General features: G+C 72.6%; 12 protein-coding genes. 8 read left to right on the top strand and 4 right to left on the bottom strand.

The annotated features are described in order from the left end of the window. Positions 1-59 precede the first annotated feature (59 nt). From EDD33_RS17675 to galE, 3 genes are all read right to left on the bottom strand, one after another. Positions 60-908: an aldo/keto reductase gene (locus EDD33_RS17675; RefSeq protein WP_123392342.1), complete on the bottom strand. Its 849-nt coding sequence runs from the start codon at positions 906-908 to the stop codon at positions 60-62. 47 nt (positions 909-955) lie between these two features. Then, positions 956-2398, bottom strand: coding sequence for a glucose-6-phosphate dehydrogenase (gene zwf / locus EDD33_RS17670; protein ID WP_123392341.1), 1443 nt, complete (start codon positions 2396-2398; stop codon positions 956-958). A 73-nt stretch (positions 2399-2471) separates the two neighbouring features. Continuing rightward, entirely contained in the window at positions 2472-3479 is a 1008-nt protein-coding gene (gene galE, locus EDD33_RS17665) for a UDP-glucose 4-epimerase GalE (protein WP_123392340.1), read from the bottom strand. A gap of 243 nt (positions 3480-3722) precedes the next feature. Here galE and dnaK point away from each other — a divergent pair, with 243 nt between their 5' ends. The 8 genes from dnaK to EDD33_RS17625 all read left to right on the top strand — a co-directional run bounded on the left by dnaK (position 3723) and on the right by EDD33_RS17625 (position 14627). Continuing rightward, entirely contained in the window at positions 3723-5585 is a 1863-nt protein-coding gene (gene dnaK / locus EDD33_RS17660) for a molecular chaperone DnaK (protein WP_123392339.1), read from the top strand. Further along, positions 5582-6274 carry a nucleotide exchange factor GrpE gene (gene grpE / locus EDD33_RS17655; protein ID WP_246003588.1) on the top strand — a complete coding sequence of 231 codons (693 nt, stop codon included), beginning with the start codon at positions 5582-5584 and terminating at the stop codon, positions 6272-6274. Before dnaK ends, grpE begins: the two co-directional genes overlap by 4 nt. 48 nt (positions 6275-6322) lie before the next feature. Next, positions 6323-7495: a molecular chaperone DnaJ gene (gene dnaJ, locus EDD33_RS17650; protein ID WP_123392338.1), complete on the top strand. Its 1173-nt coding sequence runs from the start codon at positions 6323-6325 to the stop codon at positions 7493-7495. A gap of 1 nt (position 7496) precedes the next feature. Continuing rightward, positions 7497-7910, top strand: coding sequence for a heat shock protein transcriptional repressor HspR (locus EDD33_RS17645; RefSeq protein WP_123392336.1), 414 nt, complete (start codon positions 7497-7499; stop codon positions 7908-7910). Between the two features lie 114 nt (positions 7911-8024). Continuing rightward, positions 8025-9329: a DUF445 domain-containing protein gene (locus EDD33_RS17640; RefSeq protein ID WP_246003587.1), complete on the top strand. Its 1305-nt coding sequence runs from the start codon at positions 8025-8027 to the stop codon at positions 9327-9329. After that, a complete protein-coding gene (locus tag EDD33_RS20390; RefSeq protein WP_246003586.1) occupies positions 9326-10219 on the top strand; it encodes an Abi-alpha family protein in 894 nt (297 codons plus the stop codon). Before EDD33_RS17640 ends, EDD33_RS20390 begins: the two co-directional genes overlap by 4 nt. Positions 10220-10362: 143 nt before the next feature. Further along, positions 10363-12945 (top strand): ATP-dependent chaperone ClpB, encoded by a 2583-nt coding sequence (gene clpB / locus EDD33_RS17630; protein WP_123392334.1) that lies wholly within the window; start codon positions 10363-10365, stop codon positions 12943-12945. 377 nt (positions 12946-13322) lie between these two features. After that, positions 13323-14627, top strand: coding sequence for a hypothetical protein (locus EDD33_RS17625; RefSeq protein ID WP_123392333.1), 1305 nt, complete (start codon positions 13323-13325; stop codon positions 14625-14627). Positions 14628-14630: 3 nt separating this feature from the next. Here EDD33_RS17625 and EDD33_RS17620 read toward each other — a convergent pair whose 3' ends face one another. Next, positions 14631-15842: a pyridoxal phosphate-dependent aminotransferase gene (locus EDD33_RS17620; protein WP_123392332.1), complete on the bottom strand. Its 1212-nt coding sequence runs from the start codon at positions 15840-15842 to the stop codon at positions 14631-14633. Between the last annotated feature and the right edge of the window lie 77 nt (positions 15843-15919).

The following is a 15919-nucleotide window of genomic DNA, read 5'->3' as shown; positions in this document are numbered from 1 at the left end:
ACGGCACAGGGCCGGCCCCCGAGGGGACCGGCCCTGTCACGTCGTACGGCGAGGGGTGATCAGTCGGGGATGTAGTCGAACTCGTCGGGGTTGGGGCCGGTGCGGCCCTGCTCGCCCTTGTCGAGCGCGTCGATCGCCCGGACCTGCGCGTCGTCGAGCTCGAAGTCGAAGATCGCGAAGTTCTCCTTCATCCGCTGGGGGGAGGAGGACTTGGGGAAGATGATGTCGCCGCGCTGCACGTGCCAGCGCAGGGTCACCTGCGCGGTGCTGCGGCCGACCTTCTCCGCGATCTCGGAGATGGTGCCGTCGTCGAGCACGCCGCCCTGGGCGATCGGGGACCAGGCCTCGACGAGGATGCCGGCGTCGTGGCTGGCGGCCCGGGCGGCCTCGTTGCCGAAGTAGGGGTGGACCTCGATCTGGTTGACCGCGGGCACCACGTCGGTCTCCTGGGCCAGTCGCTCGAGGTGGGCGGGCTGGAAGTTGGAGACGCCGATGGACCGGGCGCGCCCCTCCTTCTGGAACTCGACGAGGGTCTTCCAGGTGGACACGAAGTCGCCGTCGTAGCGGGTCGGCAGCGGCCAGTGGATGAGGAACAGGTCGACGTGGTCGGTGCCGAGCGCGGCCAGCGACTCGTCGAAGGACCTGCGCGCCGCGTCGGGCTCGTGGAAGCCGTTGTTGAGCTTGCTGGTCACGAAGACGTCGTCACGGGCGAGGTCGGAGGCGGCCAGCGCCTCGCCGACGCCCTTCTCGTTGCCGTACATCTGCGCGGTGTCGATGTGGCGGTAGCCGGCGTCCAGGGCCAGGCCGGTGATCCGCGCGGTGTCCTCCGGCGGGACCTGGAACACCCCGAAGCCGAGCTGCGGGATGGTGTTGCCGTCGTTCAGGGTCAGGTTCGGGACAGATGCCATGTCCGTCTCAATACCCGCCGCCCCCGGGTCTATTCCGGGAGCGCGGGTCAGGAGCCCTTCTCCTTGGCGTCGCGCCAGGTGCGCTCGAAGGGCAGCCGCCACAGGTGCGGGGTGATCAGCTGGTGGATCCGGTTGGGTCCCCAGGAGCCCTGCGCGTAGGGCCGCACCGGGGGCGGGTTGTCGAGCAGCGGCTGGGAGACCTCCCAGAGGCGCTCGATGCCCTCCGCGCTGGTGAACAGGGTGCGGTCACCGCGGGCGGCGTCGTAGATGAGGCGCTCGTAGGCCTCCAGCACCTCGCCCGCCCAGCCGGTCTCGTGCATCGCGAACTGCATCGAGAGCTTGTCCAGCTTCATGCCCGGGCCGGGTCGCTTGCCGTAGAAGGACAGCGACATCTTCGACTGGTCGGCGAGGTCGAAGGTGAGGTGGTCGGGACCGTTGTCGCCGACGCCGGAGCCGGCCGGGAACATCGAGCGCGGCGGCTCGCGGAAGGCGATCGAGATGATGCGCGCCCCCTCGGCGAGGCGCTTGCCGGTGCGGAGGTAGAACGGCACCCCGGCCCAGCGCCAGTTGTCGACGTAGCACTTGAGCGCGATGAAGGTCTCGGTCTCGGAGTCGTGGGCGACCCCGTCGATGTCCCGGTACCCGACGTACTGCCCGCGCACGACGTCGCTGGGCTCGATCGGCAGCATCGAGCGGAAGACCTTGTTCTTCTCCTCCGAGATCGCGAACGGCTCCAGGGCCGTCGGCGGCTCCATGGCGGTGAACGCCATCACCTGGAACAGGTGGGTCACCACCATGTCGCGGTAGGCGCCGGTCGACTCGTAGAAGTCGGCCCGCTGGGCCAGGCCGAGCTCCTCGGGGACGTCGATCTGGACGTGGTCGATGTTGTTGCGGTGCCAGATCGGCTCGAACAGGCCGTTGGCGAAGCGGAAGGCCAGGATGTTCTGGGCCGCCTCCTTGCCCAGGAAGTGGTCGATCCGGAAGATCTGGTCCTCGTCGAAGACCTCGTGCAGCGAGCTGTTGAGCTTCTTGGCCGACTCCAGGTCGGTGCCGAAGGGCTTCTCCATCACGATCCGGGCCCGCTCGACGAGGCCGGCGTCCTTGAGCTGGTGGACCACCGGCAGCGCCGCCTTGGGCGGCACGCTCAGGTAGTGCAGCCGGCGCGGCTCGGCGTCCGCGGGGAAGTGCGCCTCGGCCTCGGCGACCACCTCGGCCAGCCGGGCGGGCCCACCGGCGCCCGCGGCCCAGTGCAGCCGCTTGGAGAACTCCTCCCACCCCGGCGGGTCGGCGCCCTCGCCGCCGTACTCCGCGATGGCCATCCGGGTGAAGTCGACGAAGGAGTCGCGGTCGTGGTCGTCCAGGGAGGTGCCGACGACCTGCACCTCGGTCAGGAGCCCTGACTGGAACAGGTGCATCAGGCCGGGCAGCAGCTTGCGCTGGGCCAGGTCGCCCGTGGCACCGAACAGGACGACGGTCGTGGGGGTCGGCATGGGCCCAGCATTCTCTGCCGCGACTCGGATGGGAAGCGCGCTCGCCGCCTCCAGGGGTGGCGGGGGTCACGGCTCAGGGGTAGCCGAGCACCTGCTCACGCCGGGCCCACCAGGCCAGCGCCGACCCGATGGCCTCCTCGAGGCTCGCCTCGGCCCGCCACCGCAGCAGGCGCCGTGCCCGGTCCACGTTGGCGTAGGCGCCGGCGCTGTCGCCGGGTCGTCGGGCCGCGTCGCGCACCGGGACGGGTCGACCGTGCACCCGCTCGAAGGCGGCCACGAGCTCGCGCACGGAGACGCCGGACCCGGTGCCGACGTTGAGCACCAGGTGGGTGGTGTCCTCCTCGGCCAGCGCGTCGTCGAACCGCTCGACCGCGGCGACGTGGGCCCGGGCGAGGTCCCAGACGTGCACGTAGTCGCGGACGCCGGTGCCGTCCGGGGTGGGGTAGTCCGTCCCGGACACCGCGAAGGCGTCGCGGCGGCCGTCGGAGGCCAGCAGCAGCTGCCCGAGGACGTGGGAGGGGTCGCGCACGTGCAGCCCGGTGGCCAGCGCCGGGTCGGCGCCGATCGGGTTGAAGTAGCGCAGCGACATGCCCCGGAGCGGGGTCGCCGCGGTCAGGTCCGCGAGCGCCAGCTCCATCACCAGCTTGGTGCGGGCGTACGGCGACTGCGGGTCGAGCGCCGAGTCCTCGGTGACCTCGAAGCCGGTCGCCGGGGCGGCGTACACCGAGGCGGAGGAGGAGAGGACGACGCGGGTGCAGCCGAGCGCCGCGAGCTGGTCGACGAGCTCGAGCGACTTCACGACGTTGTCGCGGTAGTAGCCGTAGGGGTCGTCGACGGACTCGGCCACCACGACGCGCGCCGCCATGTGGATCACGGCGCCGATGTCGGGGTGGTCGGCGAACACCCGCGCCACGAGCCCGCGGTCGGCGACGTCGCCCTCGTAGAAGGGCCGGGAGCCGACGAAGACCCGGGGGCCGGTCAGCAGCGAGTCGAGCACGACCGGCTCGTGGCCGGCGGCCTCGAGCGCCGTCGCCGTCGTCGACCCGATGTAGCCGGCGCCGCCGGTGACGAGGACCTTCACCGCGCCAGGCTAGGGGCCGCACGCCCCGGGCCGCAGGCGCACGACGCGGCAGCCCACGTGGGTCGCCGCAGCAGCACCTCGCGGGACGGGAACAAGACCCGGTGGCGCGCGGTTGGGACAGGTGTCTAGAGTTGAGCGAGCAGGACTCAACTTGTCTGACACGGCACCGGCAGCGACACCGCCGGAGAGCCGCCGGGCCCACGAGGTCCGGCCCCCGAACCCCCACACGCAAGGAGCACTGACATGGCACGAGCGGTCGGCATCGACCTGGGCACGACGAACTCCGTCGTCGCCGTACTCGAAGGTGGCGAGCCCACCGTCATCGCGAACGCCGAGGGCGCGCGCACGACCCCGTCGGTCGTCGCCTTCGCCAAGTCCGGAGAGGTCCTCGTCGGCGAGGTCGCCAAGCGGCAGGCCGTGACCAACGTCGACCGCACGATCCGCTCGGTCAAGCGCCACATGGGCACCGACTGGAAGCAGAAGATCGACGACAAGGACTTCACCCCGCAGCAGATCAGCGCGTTCGTGCTGCAGAAGCTCAAGCGCGACGCGGAGGCCTACCTCGGCGAGACCGTGACCGACGCGGTGATCACCGTCCCGGCGTACTTCTCCGACGCGCAGCGCCAGGCCACCAAGGAGGCCGGCGAGATCGCGGGCCTCAACGTCAGCCGCATCGTCAACGAGCCGACCGCCGCCGCGCTGGCGTACGGCCTCGACAAGGGCGACGCCGACCAGACCATCCTCGTCTTCGACCTCGGTGGCGGCACCTTCGACGTCTCGCTGCTGGAGATCGGCGAGGGCGTCGTGGAGGTCAAGGCCACGAGCGGTGACAACCACCTCGGTGGCGACGACTGGGACCAGAAGGTCGTCGACTGGATGGTCAAGAAGTTCCAGGGCGGCAACGGCGTCGACCTGAGCAAGGACAAGATCGCGCTCCAGCGCCTCCAGGAGGCCGCGGAGAAGGCCAAGATCGAGCTGTCCTCCTCCAGCGAGACCACGATCCACCTGCCCTACATCACCCACGGCGAGTCCGGCCCGCTGCACTTCGAGGAGAAGCTCACCCGCAGCGAGTTCCAGAAGCTCACCGCGGACCTGCTCGAGCGCACCAAGACGCCGTTCCAGAACGTCCTCAAGGACGGTGGCGTCGACGTCAGCAAGATCGACCACGTCGTCCTCGTCGGTGGCTCCACCCGGATGCCGGCCGTCACCGACGTCGTCAAGAGCCTGCTCGGCGGCAAGGAGCCCAACAAGGGCGTCAACCCCGACGAGGTCGTCGCCATCGGCGCGGCCCTGCAGGCCGGCGTGCTCAAGGGCGAGGTCAAGGACGTGCTGCTCCTCGACGTCACGCCGCTGAGCCTCGGCATCGAGACCAAGGGCGGGGTGATGACCAAGCTCATCGAGCGCAACACCACCATCCCGACCAAGCGCTCGGAGATCTTCACCACCGCCGACGACAACCAGCCGTCGGTCGAGATCAAGGTCGCCCAGGGCGAGCGCCAGATGTGGGCGCAGAACCAGCCGCTCGGCAACTTCGAGCTGACCGGCCTGCCCCCGGCGCCGCGCAACGTGCCCAAGATCGAGGTCACCTTCGACATCGACGCCAACGGCATCGTGCACGTCTCGGCCAAGGACCAGGGCACCGGCAAGGAGCAGTCGATGACGATCTCCGGCGGCAGCGCGCTGTCCAAGGACGACATCGACCGGATGGTCCGTGACGCCGAGCAGTACGCCGAGGAGGACGCCAAGCGTCGCGAGGCGGTCGACGCCCGCAACCAGGCCGACTCCCTCGTCTACTCGACCGAGAAGTTCCTCGACGACAACGACGAGAAGCTGCCCGAGGACGTCAAGACCGAGGTCCGTGCCGACCTCGACGAGCTGAAGAAGCTGCTCGAGGACGAGGGCACCGACAAGGACGCCTTCAACGCCGCCATCGCCAAGCTCGGCGAGTCCAGCCAGAAGATGGGGGCGGCGATGTACGAGGCGTCGGCCCAGGAGTCGGGTGAGGGCGCGGCCGCGGGCGAGCCCGGCGCCGAGGCCCCGACCGACGACGACGACGTCGTCGACGCCGAGATCGTCGACGACGAGCCCAAGCAGGAGGACAAGTGACCTCTTCCGACGACCGTCCGCTGGACGACGTCGGGACCCCGGCCGGGGAGCAGCCCGCTGCTCCCCGGCCCGGGGCCGGTCCCTCGGCGGACGACCCGACGACGGGCACGTCCGCCGACTGGGCGGCCGACCCGGCCGCGGGCCCGGTGGCCGACGCCGACCAGCTCGACCAGCCGGCGACCGGTGACCCCGTGGAGTCCCGTGACCCGGGCGAGGCCCCGGCCGACGACGCCGCGGGCGACCTGGCCGCCTCCGACGAGCTGGTCCTCGCGCAGACCGCCCTGGCCGAGCGCACGCTCGACCTCCAGCGGCTGCAGGCGGAGTTCCTGAACTACAAGCGGCGCGTCGAGCGCGACCGCGACCTGGTGCGCGAGAACGCCGTCTTCACGGTGCTGAGCGGCCTGCTGCCCGTGCTCGACGACATCGACCGGGCGCGCGAGCACGGCGAGGTCGAGGGCGGCTTCAAGGCGGTGGCCGACTCGCTCGACCGCACCGTCAGCGGCCTGGGCCTGACCAAGTTCGGCGCCACGGGAGACGAGTTCGACCCGACGCTGCACGAGGCGCTGATGCACGGCGCCAGCCCGGAGGTCGACACGACCCGGGTCGACGTGGTGGCCCAGGCGGGCTACCGCATCGGCGAGCGGGTGGTCCGCGCCGCCAAGGTGACGGTGCTCGGGCCCGAGGGCTGAGGCTCCCGCACGACCTACGACCGCGATCCACGAGAGGAGGGGTGACCCGTGGCGAACCACGCCGACTGGGCCGGCAAGGACTTCTACCAGGTCCTGGGGGTGCCCAAGGACGCCGACCAGGCGACCGTGAAGAAGGCCTACCGCAAGCTGGCCCGCGAGAACCACCCTGACTCCAAGCCGGGCGACAAGGCCGCGGAGGACCGCTTCAAGCAGGTCGCGGAGGCCTACGACGTCGTCGGTGACGCCGAGCGCCGCAAGGAGTACGACGAGCTGCGCTCGGCCGTCGGCTCCGGCGGCTTCGGCGGCGGGTTCCCCGGGGGCTTCGGCGGTGGACGCACCACCGGCGCTGGTGGCCCCGGTGGTCAGGGCTTCGACGTCTCCGACCTCTTCGGCGACCTGTTCCGGCAGGGCGGCGGCGGGGGCGGCGGCTTCGGCGGCGGCACCCGGCAGCAGAGCCGTGCCCGCCGCGGCAACGACGTCGAGGCCGAGACCTCGATCGACTTCGCCGACGCCGTCGAGGGCACCACCATCACGATGCGCCTGCGCTCGGACGCCCCGTGCCCGACCTGCTCGGGCACCGGCGGCAAGCCGGGCACCCGCCCGCACGTCTGCGGCACCTGCGAGGGCGCCGGGGTCGTGGTCAACAGCGTCGGCGGCGCGTTCTCGATGAACGAGACCTGCCCGGAGTGCCACGGCCGCCAGCTCGTCTACGACGAGCCGTGCCCCACCTGCCTGGGCTCGGGTCGCGGCATGTCCGACCGCACCGTCTCCGCGCGCATCCCGGCCGGGGTCAAGGACGGCCAGAAGATCCGGCTCAAGGGCAAGGGAGCCGCCGGTGAGCAGGGCGGCCCCGCGGGCGACCTGCTGGTCGTGGTCAAGGTCCGTCCCCACCCGCTGTTCGGGCGCAAGGGCGACAACCTCACGCTCACCGCCCCCGTCGCCTTCGACGAGGCCGTGCTCGGCGCCGAGATCAAGGTCCCGACGCTGGGCGGGTCGCCGGTGACGCTGCGGCTCCCCCCGGGCACCCCCAACGGCCGGGTGTTCCGGGCCCGGGGACGTGGGGCGGCCCGCAAGGACGGCGCCCGCGGCGACCTGCTGGTCACCGTCGAGGTGGAGGTGCCCGGCGACCTCGACGAAGCCGGCCGCGCCGCCGTGGCGGCCTACCGCGAGGCCCGCGGTGGCCACGACCCCCGCGCCTCGCTCGAGCAGGGCAGGGCGTGACGTGCCCGCCCGCCCCCGCCGTCCGCAGGTGCCCGGCCCCACCGTGCCCGTCTACGTCATCAGCGTCGCGGCCGAGCTGACCGGGCTCCACCCCCAGACGCTGCGGCAGTACGACCGCGCGGGCCTGGTCTCGCCGGGCCGCACCGGCGGCGGTGGTCGCCGCTACTCGCTGCGCGACATCGAGCTGCTGCGCGAGGTCGCGGAGCTGACCGCCTCGGGCATCGGCCTGGAGGGCGTACGCCGCATCCTCGAGCTCGAGCACCAGGTGGCGGCCCTGCGGGCCCGCAACGCAGAGCTGCGCGGCCAGGTCGGGGAGCTGCAGTCCGCGCTCCAGACCACGCTCGACACCCTGCGCGGCCACCGGCCCAACCTGCCGGCCCTGCGCCCGCCGGGCACGATCACGCCCTGGCACTGAGGCCCCCTCGCGACGGGCTTGGCCGTCCCGGTGACCTGGCTGCCTACCAGTCGTTAACCTCGGCGACACACGACGTGCCCGGCCGGGTCCGTCCGCAGCGACGAGGAGTCCCCGGTGGAGATCGACTGGTTCTTCCAGCGGGCCGACTGGGTCCACGTGCTCACCATCCCGGTGTTCACCGGCGTGGTCGGCTTCCTCATCAACTGGTCGGGCCTGTGGATGCTCTTCTCGCCGGTGCGCTTCCACGGCATCACCGTGCCCGGCATGCGCCAGCTCTCGCGCGTGCTGCCCCGCAAGGTGCAGGAGGTGCCGGGCATCCTGCAGGGCGGTCTCGGCTGGCAGGGGATCGTGCCGGCCCGCGCGGCCAAGATGGGCAGCATCGCCGTGGACAAGGCGATCGCCAAGCTCGGGACGCCGGCGGAGTTCTACCAGCAGCTCGAGCCCGACCAGATCGCCGAGCACATCGTCACCGTCTTCGAGCCCGACCTGCCGCAGATGATCGACCAGATCATGCGGCGCGAGCATCCGGGGCTGTGGCGCGACCTGCCGCGGCCTGCGCGGGAGGCCGTCGTACGCCGGGTCCAGGCGCAGCTGCCCGGCGTGGTGCACACCGTGACCGACGAGATCGGCGAGCACATCGACCAGCTGCTGGACCCCAAGATCATGGTCATCAACCACTTCCAGCGCAACCCCGCGCTGGTGGTCCGCATCTTCCGTGACTTCGGCCAGCGCGAGCTCAACCTGATGGTCGCGTTCGGGTTCGTCTTCGGCTTCGCGCTCGGCGTGCCGGTCGCGGTGCTCGACCACTGGTTCGCGCAGTGGTGGCTGCTGCCCGTCCTCGGTGTCCTGGTCGGCTGGATCACCAACGCGCTCGGGATGTGGCTGATCTTCGAGCCCCCGGAGCCGCGCCGGATCCTGGGCGTCAAGGTCCACGGGCTGTTCCTGCGGCGCCAGGACCAGGCGGCCGAGGTGTACGCCCGGATCATCGCCGACGACGTCATCACCCTGGAGAACATCGGCGACTTCCTGCTCGACGGCCCCCGCGGGGACCGCACCCGGCAGATGCTCGCCTCGGCGATGCGGCCCGCCATCGACAACGCCGCCGGCCCGGTCCGCGGGGCGGTGCGCGTCGCGGTCGGACCCCGGCAGTTCGACAACATCCGCGACGCGATGGCGCTCGAGGCCGTCGACCGCACCATCAAGCCGTTCAAGGACCCGGAGTTCAGCCGGCGCCAGGCCGACAAGATCAACGCCCTGATCGCGCAGCGCACCAAGGAGCTCCCGCCGCGCGACTTCGTGGAGATGATGCGCTCGGCGATCAAGGAGGACGAGTGGATGCTGTACGCCCACGGCGCGATCATGGGCTTCGCGGGTGGCTTGCTCCACCTCGCGCTCTTCGGGGTGGGGGGTCCGAGGTGAGCACCCCGATGGAGCCCACCGGCGAGCCCCGCCGCTCCCGGCAGCCGGTGCTGCGCGAGGCCACCGAGGCGCTGCCCGGCGTGGCCCGGATCGCAGCCACGGCGGCCGCGCGCTCGACGGTCTGGTCGATCGGCGCCGGGCTGCGCTCGGGCCGGCTGCTGGTGCGCGCGGTCACCGACCCCGACACCGCCGGCGAGCTGGTCCAGGGCGTGGCCCACGACGTCGCCGAGGCCTCACGCACGGTCAGCGACGTCGCCCGGGCGGTCTCCTCGGGGGTCCCGGTCACCAAGGCGCTGCGCGACGCGTCGGTCTCCCTGGCCGAGGTCGTGCTCGCCGACGCCACCCCCCAGGAGTCCAAGCCCGAGCGGGAGCGGTCGTTGCGCGAGCGGGGCGAGGACCTGCTCGAGCGGTCCCGCGACGTGTGGGGGACCGAGGAGGTGCACCCGGCGTACGGCCGCATCCTGGAGGAGCTCGCCCCCGACGAGGCGCGCATCCTGCTGCTGCTCCTGCGCGGCGGCCCGCAGCCCTCGGTCGACGTCCGCACCGGCGGCCCGGTCGGCATGGTGAGCAGCGCGCTGGTCGCGCCGGGCATGTCGATGATCGGCGCCCGGGCGGGGGCGCGCTACCCCGACGAGGTGCCGGCGTACCTCAACAACCTGTTCCGGCTCGGGCTGATCTGGTTCAGCCGGGAGCAGCTCGAGGACCCGATGGAGTACCAGGTCGTCGAGGCCCAGCCCGACGTGCTCGCCGCGATGCACTCCGTGCGCTTCCCCAAGGTGGTGCGCCGCAGCATCCACCTGACCCCCTTCGGCACCGGGTTCTGCACCGCCTGCCTCGTCGACCCCACCGAGCGGACCTCGCTCCCCAGCCACGGGATCCCGCAGGACTGAGGCGGCGCACGCGGGTCGAAAGGCCCTGGACAGGACGTCACGGCGCCCCTCAAAGTTGAGGGGAACAGACTCAACTCTGGTGTCGTTGCACCGGTGTCGTCCCGCCGCCCCGGGTGGGACCCGGACCTGTGAGGGAGAACCAAGTGGATGCGTCGAAGCTGACCTCGCGCAGCGTGGAGGTCGTCAACGCCGCCGGCACGCTGGCGGTCACCGAGGGGCACCCGCAGATCGAGCCGACCCACCTCGCCGCCGCGCTGCTGCGGCAGGAGCGGGGCGTCGCGCCGTCGCTGCTCGGCAAGGCGGGCGTGGACGCGGCCGCCGTCGGTCGCGCGGTCGACCAGGCCCTGGCCGGCCTGCCGCGTGCCTCGGGGTCGACGGTGTCGAACCCGTCGCCCTCGGCCGGCCTGACCCGCGTGCTGGCCAAGGCGCTCGAGCTGAGCACCGGCATGGGCGACGACTACGTCGCCACCGAGCACCTGCTGCTCGCCCTGGTCGTCGTCGACACCCCCGTGCGCGGGGTGCTGCAGGGCGCCGGGGTGGCCGAGGACGCGCTGCGCACGGCGATCACCGCGGTGCGCGGCGGCCGCCGGGTCACAAGCCCGGAGGCCGAGGCGACCTACGAGGCGCTGGAGAAGTACGCCGTGGACCTCACCGCCCGCGCGGAGGAGGGCCGGCTCGACCCGGTGATCGGCCGGGACGCCGAGATCCGCCGCGTCGTGCAGGTGCTCTCGCGCCGCACGAAGAACAACCCGGTGCTGATCGGCGAGCCCGGCGTCGGCAAGACCGCCGTCGTCGAGGGACTCGCCCAGCGCGTGGTCGCGGGCGACGTGCCCGACTCGCTCAAGGGGCGTCGCGTGCTCTCGCTCGACCTGGCCGCGATGGTGGCCGGCGCGAAGTACCGCGGCGAGTTCGAGGAGCGCCTCAAGGCCGTGCTCGAGGAAATCAAGTCCTCCGAGGGCCAGGTCATCACCTTCATCGACGAGCTGCACACGGTCGTCGGCGCGGGCGCCAGCGGCGACTCCACGATGGACGCCGGCAACATGCTCAAGCCGATGCTGGCCCGCGGGGAGCTGCGCCTGATCGGCGCGACCACGCTCGACGAGTACCGCGAGCGGATCGAGAAGGACCCCGCCCTGGAGCGCCGCTTCCAGCAGGTCTTCGTGGGCGAGCCCAGCGTCGAGGACACCGTGGCGATCCTGCGCGGCCTGCAGGAGAAGTACGAGGCCCACCACGGCGTCAAGATCACCGACGCCGCGCTGGTGGCCGCCGCGGTGCTCTCCGACCGCTACATCAGCGGCCGGCAGCTGCCCGACAAGGCGATCGACCTCGTCGACGAGTCGGCCTCGCGGCTGCGGATGGAGATCGAGAGCTCGCCCGTCGAGGTCGACCAGCTCCGCCGCGCCGTCGACCGGATGAGGATGGAGGAGCTCGCGCTCGACCGCGAGACCGACGACGCCTCCCGCGACCGGCTGGAGCGGCTGCGTGCCGACCTCGCCGACCGCCAGGAGGAGCTGCGCGGCCTGGAGACCCGCTGGGAGGCCGAGAAGGCTGCCCTGGAGGGCTCGGGCGAGCTGCGCAAGCAGATCGACGAGCTGCGCGTGGAGGCCGAGCGGCTGCAGCGCGCCGGTGACCTCGGGGCTGCCTCGGAGGTCCTCTACGGCCGGATCCCGGCGCTGGAGAAGCAGATCGAGGAGGCCGACCGGGCCGAGGTGCCGGCGGGCGACCGGATGGTCAACGAGGAGGTCGGGCCGCAGGAGGTGGCCGACGTCGTCGAGGCCTGGACCGGCATCCCGACCGGCCGGCTGCTCGAGGGCGAGACCGCCAAGCTGCTCCGGATGGAGGACATCGTCGGCGAGCGGCTGGTCGGTCAGCGCGCCGCGGTCACGGCCGTCTCCGACGCCGTACGACGCAGCCGGGCCGGCATCGCCGACCCCGACCGCCCGACCGGCTCGTTCCTGTTCCTCGGCCCCACCGGCGTCGGCAAGACCGAGCTGGCGAAGTCGCTCGCGGACTTCCTCTTCGACGACGAGCGCGCGATCGTGCGCATCGACATGAGCGAGTACGGCGAGAAGCACTCGGTCTCGCGGCTGGTCGGCGCCCCTCCGGGCTACGTCGGCTACGACGAGGGCGGCCAGCTGACCGAGGCGGTGCGTCGTCGGCCGTACTCCGTGGTCCTGCTCGACGAGGTCGAGAAGGCCCACCCGGAGGTCTTCGACATCCTGCTGCAGGTGCTCGACGACGGTCGGCTCACCGACGGCCAGGGCCGCACGGTCGACTTCCGCAACACGCTGCTCATCCTGACCAGCAACCTCGGCTCGACCTACCTCGTGGACCCGACGCTGGAGGAGGAGAAGAAGCGCGACGCGGTGATGGCCGTGGTGCGGCAGGCCTTCAAGCCCGAGTTCCTCAACCGGCTCGACGAGGTGGTGCTCTTCGACGCGCTCGGTCGCGAGGAGCTGGCGCACATCGTCGACCTCCAGCTTCGGGCGTTCGACGCCCGGCTGGCGCCGCGCCGGATCACCGTCGGCGTCACCGAGGCGGCCCGGGCCTGGCTCACCGAGCACGGCTACGACCCGGCGTACGGCGCCCGGCCGCTGCGCCGCCTGGTGCAGACCGCCATCGGCGACCCGCTCGCCCGCCTGCTCATCAGCGGCGAGGTGGTCGACGGCCAGCACGTCGTCGTCGACACCGACGACTCCGACGGGCTGGTGCTGACGACGGGATGAGGTCGGCGGCGGGGCCCATGTAACGCGGGGTTATTGCATGTGGACATGCCGCATGCCCGGCGTGTCGGGTGCACAGCACCGCACCACATGTGACCGAGCTGTCGATCCAGGGATCAGCACGACAGGCGACCCCGCGTCCGCACGACGCGGGGTCGTCTGTCGCGCCGGCCCATCTGCCGCGGTGCTGTGCACCGAGATCGGCCGGAGGGCCCCTGTTCACATGCAATAACCCCGCGTTACATGCGCATCGCCTCACCTACGCACGCCGCTGCGCACGACGTACGCCGCCGCGCGGCAGGCCGTCCGTCCGGCCGCGACCGGGAGCCTGCGGACGGGCGGACCGGCGGCGACAGCCGTGCGCTTGGCAAGATGGCCCCATGGCCGACTCCAGCACCCCCGCCCGACCCCGCCAGGTCACGACCGCGGCAGGGCTGGTGATCGGCGGCTCGCTGTTCCTGCTGGTCTCGGTCTTCGACAGCATCACGCGGCTGCGCTCGGTGGACACCCGCGACTCCGTCACCGAGGCGCTGTCCTCGCCGGCGGGGGAAGGACTCGGGCTGAGCGTGTCCCAGGCGCTGGAGCTGATGCGCGTGGGCCTCACCGTGGCCGCGGTCTGCGCGGCCGTGGCGCTGGTCGCCGGCGTCTTCGTGCTGCAGAAGCACCGCGGGGCCCGGATCGCGCTCACCGTCGCGGCCGTGCCGCTGCTGCTCACCGCGCCGTTGACCGGCGGCCTCCTGGGTGCGCTGGTGGCGGCGGCGACCGCGGTGATCTGGTCCGGCCCCGCGCGGGACTGGTACGCCGGCCGGCCGGTGCGCGAGTCGTCCTGGGGCGGCTCCACCGCCACGCGCTCGGACAGCTCGTCCCGCACGCCCGGCTCGCAGGACGACCGCGACCGCGCCCGTTCGGTCGACCGGCCCGGCGCGTCGGGCGTCGGCGGGCCGAGCCCGTCCTCGGACGCCGGGGCGAGCGGGGCCGGCGGCTCGACGGCCGTCGCGACCCTGCCGAAGGTCGACCCCGACGGCACCAGCGGCAGCGGGGGTCGGCCGCCCGCGACCCACGGCTTCGGCGCCCCCCGGACCGAGCAGACCCCGCCGGCGTGGCTGCCCCAGGGGCAGGACCAGGGGCAGGACCAGGGTCAGGGCCGGGGGCAGGACCGGAACGCGACCGCCGCCACCCGCAGGGTGCCGGCCCCGCTGTCCATCGCCTGCCTGGTGACCTGGATCTTCTCCAGCACGATCGCGGCCGTCTACACCGTCGTCACCGTCGTCCTGATCGCCTCCCCGGACGCCGTGCTCGACCCGCTGCGCGAGTCCCCGCAGTGGCAGCAGGCGCTGCGCGACGCCCAGGTCCCGGCCGAGACGGTCGAGCAGGTGCTGCTGCCGTCGATGGTGATCGTGCTGGTGCTCTCGATCCTGTGGGCGGTCGCCGCCTGCGTCCTGGCCTACCTCGCGCGCCGCGGCCACAACTGGGCCCGCTGGACACTGGTCGTCAGCGCCGGTGCGACGTTCCTGCTCGCGATCGCCGCCTTCCCGGTCGGGCTGGTCGTCCAGCTCGCCGCTGCCGTGGTCATCGGGCTGCTGCTGCACGCCGAGACCCGCGACTGGTTCGCCCGCCGTGCCGAGGCGGGTCGCCCCGGCGTCCCGCCGCAGCAGCCCCCGTCGGGGCGGCAGGGGCCCTGGTGAGGCTCAGGCCTGCAGCCGCCCGGCGCGGAGCCGCCGCAGCCCCTGGTCGATGACGTCGCGCTCCTTGCAGAACGCCCACCGCACGAGGTGCCGGCCCTCGGCCGACCCGGCCTCGTAGAACGCCTGCGAGGGGATCGCCACCACGCCCGCCCGCTCGGGCAGCGCCAGGCAGAACGCTTCTCCGTCCTCCCAGCCGAGCGCCGAGACGTCGGTGGTCGTGAAGTAGGTGCCCTGCGGCACGTGCACCTCCAGGCCCAGGTCCGCCAACCCGGCGCACAGGTGGTCGCGCTTGGTCGCCAGGTCGTCGCGCAGCGCCCGGTGGAAGTCCTCCTCGTGGTCCAGCGCATGCGCCACGGCGGGCTGGAACGGCGCCCCCGAGGAGTAGGACAACCAGTTCTTGGCGCCCTCGACGGCGGCGACCAGCGCGGCCGGACCGGTGGCCCAGCCGATCTTCCAGCCGGTGAAGGAGAACGTCTTGCCCGAGCTGGAGATCGACACGGTGCGCTCGGCCATGCCGGGCAGCGTCGCGATCGGCACGTGCCGGTGGTCGTCGAAGACCAGGTGCTCGTAGACCTCGTCGGTCACCACCAGCAGGTCGTGACGCCGGGCGACGTCGGCCACCGCCTCCAGCTCGGCCCTCGACAGCACGTGCCCCGTCGGGTTGTGGGGGGTGTTGAGCAGCACGAGCTTGGTCCGGGGCGTGACGGCCGCCTCCAGCTCGGCCGCGTCGAGGCGGTAGTCCGGGGCACGCAGCGTCACCGGCCGTCGTACGCCGCCCGCGAACTGCACCATCGCGCGGTAGCTGTCGTAGTAGGGCTCGAGCACCACCACCTCGTCGCCCGGGTCGACCAGGCCGAGGACCGCCGCCGCCACCGCCTCGGTCGCGCCCGTGGTCACGACGACCTCCTCGGGGGTCAGCTCGATGCCGTAGTGGCGTCGTTGGTGGCGCACCACGGCGGCGACGAGGTCGGGGGAGCCGTGCCCGGGCGGGTACTGGTTGCGGCCGGCCCGCATCGCGTCGTACGCCACCTCGACGGCGGCCGCGGGCCCGGAGACGTCCGGGAACCCCTGACCGAGGTTGACCGAGCCGGTGCGCACGGCCAGCGCCGACATCTCGGCGAAGATCGTGGAACCGACCCCGTCGAGCCGGCGGGCGGTCCGGCCGGAGAGACCGGTCGGGGACGGGGTCGAGGACGGGGTGAGGGGCGGCGTCACCCGTCCGAACCTAGCCCGCGGGCCGACCGGTTCCCGGGATCGGTCGGGGCGGGCTGGCCCGAGCCGTCATGATGGCC

Source organism: Nocardioides aurantiacus, assembly GCF_003752505.1.
Taxonomy (GTDB): Bacteria; Actinomycetota; Actinomycetes; order Propionibacteriales; family Nocardioidaceae; genus Marmoricola; species Marmoricola aurantiacus.
This window is presented reverse-complemented; position numbering and strand designations above follow the sequence as displayed.

Coding starts and splice junctions, on each gene's coding strand:
- EDD33_RS17675 (WP_123392342.1), bottom strand. CDS start 908: ATGGCATCTGTCCCGAACCTGACCCTGAACGACGGCAACACCATCCCG.
- zwf (WP_123392341.1), bottom strand. CDS start 2,398: ATGCCGACCCCCACGACCGTCGTCCTGTTCGGTGCCACGGGCGACCTG.
- dnaK (WP_123392339.1), top strand. CDS start 3,723: ATGGCACGAGCGGTCGGCATCGACCTGGGCACGACGAACTCCGTCGTC.
- EDD33_RS17625 (WP_123392333.1), top strand. CDS start 13,323: ATGGCCGACTCCAGCACCCCCGCCCGACCCCGCCAGGTCACGACCGCG.